Genomic DNA, 6,030 nt, shown 5'->3' on the forward strand with positions numbered 1-6,030 from the left:
GCTTAAAAAGATATTTTTATTAGCGCTATTTACCTCATTGTCTTTTGCAAAGTACATGCAATATGAACCGAGTGAAGATTTTACAAAGTATTTTACTACACAAAACCGCTCTCAAGTTTTAGATAAAAATATTAAAACAACCGGCAATTAAAGAATATAAATAAAAAACAAAAATAATAATTATTTTTTTGGCAATCGATATGCTAATAACGATAATTAGATTTAAGTATTTTTAAGTGATTAATTTGCTATAATTCCAAAAAAATTTTACAATGTGTTATAATTTTTTTTAATAACAAACAATTAAAACAAATATAATAATTGGAATATTATTTGCTATATATTTTGACATTAGCAAAGGAGTAAATAGCATGAATAGTAAAAAAATTATAGATATATGTGACTTATTTGTAGATTTTAACAAAAATATAGAAAGTTTATTTCCCTTAATCCAATTAAATGGAAAATCTGCTGAAATAAAAAGATTACCAACTTTTAATATCCCTCAAGATATTAGAAATATTGAGCCAAATTTAAAATACCAGCCTATTTATAGACTTGAATTTGAAAATAGCGATATTAATGTCCTTTTAGGAGATCATACTATAGGTTTTGACTTATCTAAAAGCACAAACGAAGATGTTAATTTTATTATTGATATTTTAGAATCTATTAAAAACGAAATTCACTCCATAAATAGAATAGGAACAAAAAAAACTTTTTTCACAACTACTATAGAAAATTTTTTAAGTATAAAAATTAAAAATAACGACTATTTAAAATCTCTCTCAAATATTAAAATAAAAAAAGAATATGGAGAAAACATATGCTTTATTATGATAGCTGATAACAAAAGCAATATATTGACTTTAGATAATGAATATAAGGAAGAAAATGGATATTTTATAGAAATAATTACAGCTTATGAAAAACCGAATAGTAATTACGATAATACTATTTGCAAAAAAATTAAAGAATTACACTCACTACAAAATGAAAAAATGAAAGAAATAATACCATGATTAATCTTGCCAGTTTAGCTCCTATAGTTTTAGTTTTAACACATTCCTCTGTTGATACATATTTATCATCATATAATAATTTTTCACTACAAAAAATAAATACAATAGAAAATTTGTTTTCACTACAAAAAATAAATACAATAGAAAATTTGTTTTCACTACAAAAAACAAATACTACAAGTAGTGAAAAAATAGGTAAAATACACGACAAAGACTATGAAATTCAACATTTAAGCAATCTTATAGTAAAAACAACTGGATACAACATTATATCTATTAATGAATTTAAGGATAATATAGAAAATAAAATCTCTCTCGTTTTCAACATAGATTCACCAGATAATATAAGCGTAGATGAACTAGAAGAGATAAATAAAAAAACACATGATATATTTTCACAAAAAAAATATTTTTATATTGATTCATTTATGGTTTTATGATGAATTTTAATAAAAATAGTAAATACGATAATCATTTTGAATTTGCTAATGATTTGTTTCAGTTTGCCAAAATATGTTTAAAGCAAAATGATAGAATTTCTTTTAGAATGGGTATTGGAAGATTGTACTACGCATTTTATCATAAAATATTACATGAAAACAAAGAAATACTTGAATCCATAAAAGAATCGAAAAATATGCACGCATATATATTTGATCACAATAATTTACCTCTATCTTACTACCACCAATTAAAAACTTTAAAACGCATGAGACAATGGGCAGATTATCAAACCGATGCAAATTATCTAGAAAAAACAAAGATTGATCATATGTTAGCAATGTGCGAAAGAATATTTCAAATATCTATAAAAATCAAAAAATAAATATTTCTTGATAAAAAATAAAAATTTTTACAGAAATTTCATAATTCATCATTCAACTCCTTAATTTTATCTATATTGATCTCACATTGCTTATAGTGATAAAAAAGCTCACTATAAGCTTTTAATATATCTTTTTCATCTTGCACTATAGGTTTGCTTGCTCTATCAAATTCTAAAAGCTCATTTGGTATTTGCACTTTTTGAATTTGTATTTTGGTTAGCACTTGTGTTTTGCTCCCACAGCCTATCAAGCATAGCATTAAAAAGCTTAGTAGTGTTAGCTTCATTGCTTTTGGATATATAGTTTTTAACATCATCAACCCTCGTTTTGATTTGATTTTTTTGAGTATTTGCATGAAAGAGTGCTTTTAGCTCTTGCTCGTGTCTTATTTTAAGCTCCTGAGCAATTTTTGTGAGTTCATTATTTACACCCAAAGCTAAATTTAAATCACTTTGACTTTTTTCTAATTTTGCATTTGTGCTATCTAGCTTAAGATATAAAAATACATTAAGCATAAGCATTAATGCTAAAGCAATATAAAGCTTTGTGTTTTTAAATAAAAATGACATATTATTTGTAGTTTAAAGTAGGTTTTTGTATAATACTTTCAAGGGTTAGCCGTAGGTCTGACCCCCTATGGCTTAATCTAACCCTAGAAAGTAGGTGATTAAATTTGAGCTATATAATCCACATAATCTTTATAATTATACTACTAAGTATGATTATAGTCAAGGCTTATTAACCTTATCCCCTTTTTTAGGGGGATTATGTGGTAACCTACTCTAAACTTACTCCTTTCTAAAATTTGTTTGTGATTTCTAATTTTATATTTGATAAATCTTGTTGATATAGCAAGTCATATAATTTTTTACAAGCTTGTCTGCTTTGACCTATACTTTCATCACTCTTAGTTAAACCTAGTAAAATACAACCTTTTGTATTTTTGTCTGTATTTCCCCAATGCAACAAAATGTGTCTATCAAAAGGCACATCATCGTTGTAGATATTTACAACACTATCATCATCGTTTAAAACTTTAACTCCTGCTACTACCATTTTACCTTTATCATTAAAACTTGATGATGTGTGTCTTTTTAGATTATAAACTCCAACAGGAACTCTAAGATCTTTTTCTCTTTCAACACCTTCTTCATCTTCTTCCAAAGAAAAACACTCAAAAAGAATATTTTCTTTTTCATCTAAGACTTTAAACTCTCCTATGACACAAGTATTTCTTAAATACTTTCTAGTTAATTTTAGTTTCATTTATTCTCCTTTTTTATTTATTCTATGTTCCATTGTGAATATGAATTTACATCTTTAGAAATATCATCACCTGTTCTAATATCTATTGCATATATGCCTTTTTTAGAAACTTCTGCATTAGTCTTTGCGATTTTTTCTAATCTGCTCATAGGTTCTAAGATACCATTTGAAAAAGCTTCTAAAATCATCTTAGGAGTCCAATCTCTGCTAACAACATTCCCATAAGGACGCAATCCAAAACCTATAATATTTCCTGGCAAAGGTTGATCAAATATAAGTGTATATTCATAAATTCCATCATTTGTTAAGGCACCACTTAGTAAAGATTTATTGTTAGCTTGAAAAATATTGTATGTATAGCCTGTTCCATAAAGTGGTATAGTGCTTGATATAGTAGCCGTATAATCTTTTCCATTTATTTCAAAAACAACACTTCCATTTGGACTTGTAGTAATATTAGCTTCCTTAGCAAATATTGCATTTGCATTTATATCAATAAGACCAAAATTAGAAATACAACAAGCTGAGTAAGTTGTAGCTACATTATTTCTTGAAACCTTAAAAGATAGCTTATTTATTGGTATTTCTTTTGAAAGTTCGACTTTTACCCATTCAGTTAAATTACTTACATAAAATGTATTTGGAGTAGTGCTTTTATCAACCCATATAAAGCCTTTTTCATATCCTACGTAATTTCCAATTTTTTCAGGTGGAGGAGTGTTTGCAATATTGCGCATCAATGCATTGTTTTGCATAACATTTAAAAAAGTACTCAAACAATTTTGATAATATAAGCAAATTAAGTAAAAAATTTTACATTGATAAAGAGAAAAATACACAAACTAAAGATATAAATAAACAAGAAATTAATTTTTATTCTATACCAAAACTCGATATTTCAGCTTCTGCTGGCGGTGGCAATGAATTAATAGGATTAGAAGAATATGAAACTGGTGAAATGCTTGAGCTTAGTAAAGCTTTTTTTAAAACAATACCAAAGAATTTAAAAGCTATTAAAGTTGATGGATATTCTATGGTTCCAATGCTTCTACCTGATAGCTGGGTGGTATTTGAAGAAACACATGAGTATCAAGGAGATGGATTATATATTTTAAATTTTGATAATCAACTTATGGTCAAACTTTTGCAATTAAATCCAATAAGTAAAATTTTGGATATCATTAGTGTAAATAAGGATTATAAAAGCTACAGCATAGACTTAAAAGACTCACAAATTGAGTTAATCATACAAGGAAAGGTTCTGCGTTCTATTATATAAAACAAGAAAAAAAATCTTGCTTTTACTCGGCATATAGCATGTTTCCAAACTGATCAAATAAAATATAAGTACTTCCTTCAAATGACATGCCAAATTGATTTTTGGCTGTATAGTTTGTTCTAATAGCTATTTGCATTCCATTGTCTTTTATTGCATGATGAGAGTCCTTAAAATTGTAACTATCAGGTATATATAAAGATTTTATTATAATATTCTTAGCAATCGAATTTTCCCCATCCCATAAACTGTTGTTACCCATAACATAACTTGGATTTCCATATCGAGTGTTCATTAAAATATTATTTTTGAATTCATTATCACATGTTTGTAAAGGAATAGACAAAGTCGTTTTATTTGATTTTGTCCATACATTGTAGTAAATACAATTTGTATAGTTCTTAAATTCTTTTTCGTCCATTATAAAATTATTTTTTTTCACATGTTCTTCTAAAAATTCAACTAAATTTTTATGAAAATTTGTATCATTTCTATAACTTAATCCATTAAATTCTTTGTAAATATCATTTCTTAATAATTCTAATTTTGTGTCCTCATTATAGCCACAACCAATAAAAATTATTGCAAATGCAATCAAAGCAAATAAGTGTTTAAGCATATCGATTAGCTCCTATTCAAAGTTTTTATTTATTATACTAAAAATATTGTTTGATTATTTAAAAAATAATAGCAATTGAAAATTTAAGATTAAGTCTTGAAGAAAAATAAAATGTAACCAAAAAGTATCATTTTATTTTTCTATGGTTGCTTTTTATTTTTCCGCCGACAAATTCTCGATAATGGCAAATATATTTATATTATTCAAACATTTAGTGCAAAAAGATCTACTTTGGCTAATTATACTAAAAATGCCCATATTGTTTTAACAAATAAAGGTAAAATCGTAAAAGTATAATTAAATCAAGATAAAGATTTTAAATTGGATTATATTAATTGAAATTCAATTTAAGTTTAAGCTTTATGGAAAAATAAAATCAGCATTTTTGTGTTGTTTTTATTTTTCCGCCGACAAAATTATATTCAAAATCTTAAAAAAAGAGTTTTTATATTTTCAAAAATAGCTTTTTGTATATTATATAAATAACCATAATAACAATTTATTTTACATCTAAATTATATATTAGGTATAAATCTTTTTCATAGATAAAACTAATTATACTATGTGAGCTATTATAATACTTTATAATATTTTATAAAGCTTTGAAAAATCACTAGGAACTTTGATAATCAAATTTTCATTTTTAAGTTTTAATTTCTTAAATGATAGATTTTATTATCATAGTAAAAACTTTGGTTTAAAAATACTTTTTTTAAAAATACATAGTCTTTACAAAAAATCTTCTTGGTAAAATTTATTTAAAATTTATATCCAGATTGATATAAACCTTTATATCAATCTAGGTTATTGATTTAATATCATCATAAAAAACTTCATCTTGTGAATTTGGGTTTGCAAAACCTTGTTTTAAAAGCATATATCTATTAAACCTAGCTACATTACTCAAATTCTTTAAAACATCTCTCTTGTATTGCTTTTAAAACCTTGCTATTTTTTCACAAATCAATTACAAAGTTTTTATTTTCATTAACAAACCACACCTGCTAAATCTAGCATTTA

General features: G+C 25.2%; 9 protein-coding genes. 4 read left to right on the forward strand and 5 right to left on the reverse strand.

Translation table 11 applies throughout. The features are described from left to right. Positions 1–371: 371 nt before the first annotated feature. Genes L8X40_RS08095 through L8X40_RS08105 form a run of 3 tightly spaced genes read left to right on the forward strand, consistent with a single transcriptional unit; the run spans position 372 to position 1,848 of the window. Positions 372–1,022, forward strand: a complete 651-nt coding sequence (locus tag L8X40_RS08095; RefSeq protein WP_087699196.1) for a hypothetical protein — start codon at positions 372–374, stop codon at positions 1,020–1,022. Beyond that, a complete protein-coding gene (locus L8X40_RS08100) occupies positions 1,019–1,462 on the forward strand; it encodes a hypothetical protein (RefSeq protein WP_087699198.1) in 444 nt (147 codons plus the stop codon). The genes L8X40_RS08095 and L8X40_RS08100 overlap by 4 nt, the downstream gene beginning before the upstream one ends. After that, positions 1,459–1,848 (forward strand): hypothetical protein, encoded by a 390-nt coding sequence (locus tag L8X40_RS08105; RefSeq protein WP_141085224.1) that lies wholly within the window; start codon positions 1,459–1,461, stop codon positions 1,846–1,848. Before L8X40_RS08100 ends, L8X40_RS08105 begins: the two co-directional genes overlap by 4 nt. A gap of 38 nt (positions 1,849–1,886) precedes the next feature. Here the strand turns inward: L8X40_RS08105 and L8X40_RS08110 are convergent, their stop codons facing one another. The 4 genes from L8X40_RS08110 to L8X40_RS08125 form a co-directional block, all read right to left on the reverse strand. Then, positions 1,887–2,072 (reverse strand): hypothetical protein, encoded by a 186-nt coding sequence (locus L8X40_RS08110; RefSeq protein ID WP_412175589.1) that lies wholly within the window; start codon positions 2,070–2,072, stop codon positions 1,887–1,889. Continuing rightward, positions 2,029–2,418 (reverse strand): hypothetical protein, encoded by a 390-nt coding sequence (locus L8X40_RS08115; RefSeq protein WP_263667653.1) that lies wholly within the window; start codon positions 2,416–2,418, stop codon positions 2,029–2,031. The genes L8X40_RS08110 and L8X40_RS08115 overlap by 44 nt, the downstream gene beginning before the upstream one ends. A 229-nt stretch (positions 2,419–2,647) precedes the next feature. Next, positions 2,648–3,115 (reverse strand): DUF5675 family protein, encoded by a 468-nt coding sequence (locus tag L8X40_RS08120; protein WP_263667654.1) that lies wholly within the window; start codon positions 3,113–3,115, stop codon positions 2,648–2,650. Between the two features lie 17 nt (positions 3,116–3,132). Next, complete coding sequence (locus tag L8X40_RS08125) at positions 3,133–3,891, reverse strand: hypothetical protein (protein WP_263667655.1); 759 nt, start codon at positions 3,889–3,891, stop codon at positions 3,133–3,135. A gap of 152 nt (positions 3,892–4,043) precedes the next feature. Between L8X40_RS08125 and L8X40_RS08130 the strand changes: the two genes are divergently transcribed. Next, positions 4,044–4,394 carry a helix-turn-helix transcriptional regulator gene (locus L8X40_RS08130; protein WP_391530078.1) on the forward strand — a complete coding sequence of 117 codons (351 nt, stop codon included), beginning with the start codon at positions 4,044–4,046 and terminating at the stop codon, positions 4,392–4,394. Positions 4,395–4,416: 22 nt separating this feature from the next. On the opposite strand, the gene L8X40_RS08135 is transcribed toward L8X40_RS08130, so the two are convergent. Beyond that, complete coding sequence (locus tag L8X40_RS08135) at positions 4,417–5,010, reverse strand: hypothetical protein (RefSeq protein ID WP_261545274.1); 594 nt, start codon at positions 5,008–5,010, stop codon at positions 4,417–4,419. Positions 5,011–6,030: the final 1,020 nt, after the last annotated feature.

This window comes from Campylobacter sp. CNRCH_2013_0855 (assembly GCF_025773025.1).
Classification (GTDB): Bacteria; Campylobacterota; Campylobacteria; order Campylobacterales; family Campylobacteraceae; genus Campylobacter_D; species Campylobacter_D jejuni_C.